Below are 884 nucleotides of genomic sequence, written 5' to 3'. Positions count from 1 at the left end.
ATACCGGGCTTCGGCAAGTTCAAGGTCAAGGACACGCCGGCGCGTGAGGGGCGCAACCCGTCGACCGGCGCCACGATCAAAATCGCCGCCTCGAGAAAGCTCACCTTCGCGCCGGCGAAGGCGGTGAAGGATGCGTTGAACGGCTGACCGCTCTGGCGGCTCGTTTCCGGTGGGCCGAGATCGTCGAGAAATTGAAGGCTCCGGTTCGCGAACTGCATCGATTGGCAGGAAGTCGATGTTGTCAACCTCGGCTCCTCGGGGCGTGTGCAGGTCCAACGACCCATCACGAGAATGAATCGATCCGGGTTCAGCGATTCAAAGCTGTCATTGGACGGCGGACTCCGCCTGCGCGATCCTGTTGGCATGGTTGCGCAACGCTATCGCCTCTATATCGAACGCATGGACGCGAGTCGGAACATGGCCCGGTTCTATGCGCTGTCGATCGAAGGGACGTTGTTTGGGCAGACCTGCCTCGTGCGCCGATGGGGTCGGATCGGAACGACCGGCCGCATGGTCCAGCACTCCTTCGATGACGAGGGCGAGGCCGTGGGCCTTTTCCTGGAACTGTTGCGCGCCAAGCGGCGCCGCGGCTATCGACCCAAGTTTGGCGCTCGGCATGCAGAAACGGCCCCGTCGGCGTGACGGGGGCCGAAGAGGTCAGGCCTGGTTCGCGAGCTCTATCAGCACGTCGCCGTGGCACCCCTGCGGCGCGCACCAGCAGACCAGATCGCGGCCGCGGAGTTCGTCGAGCGCGTCGAGCAACTCGGGTTGCGACGCGAGCCACGCGCGATATTTCTCGATGACCTCCTCGCGTGAACCATCGCGGCCAATGACGAAGGGATTTCCCCATTTGCTCGGCCGCCCGATATAGACGCGCCCGGGAG

3 protein-coding genes are annotated in these 884 nt (G+C 63.9%); 2 read left to right on the top strand and 1 reads right to left on the bottom strand.

Going from position 1 to position 884, the window contains the following annotated elements; translation table 11 throughout:
- Together EN749_RS36505 and EN749_RS36500 are read left to right on the top strand one after the other, a co-directional pair.
- Window positions 1-147 (top strand): HU family DNA-binding protein (locus EN749_RS36505; RefSeq protein WP_145991213.1); only part of this gene is annotated, 147 nt, incomplete at its 5' end.
- A gap of 216 nt (window positions 148-363) precedes the next feature.
- Complete coding sequence (locus EN749_RS36500) at window positions 364-642, top strand: WGR domain-containing protein (protein ID WP_128365056.1); 279 nt, start codon at window positions 364-366, stop codon at window positions 640-642.
- 15 nt (window positions 643-657) lie between these two features.
- Here the strand turns inward: EN749_RS36500 and EN749_RS36495 are convergent.
- Window positions 658-884, bottom strand: a 227-nt coding sequence (locus EN749_RS36495; protein ID WP_128365053.1) for a DUF4326 domain-containing protein, incomplete at its 5' end; no start/stop codon positions are given.

The sequence above is a fragment of the Mesorhizobium sp. M7A.F.Ca.ET.027.02.1.1 genome, from assembly GCF_004022985.1.
Classification (GTDB): Bacteria; Pseudomonadota; Alphaproteobacteria; order Rhizobiales; family Rhizobiaceae; genus Mesorhizobium.
This window is presented reverse-complemented; position numbering and strand designations above follow the sequence as displayed.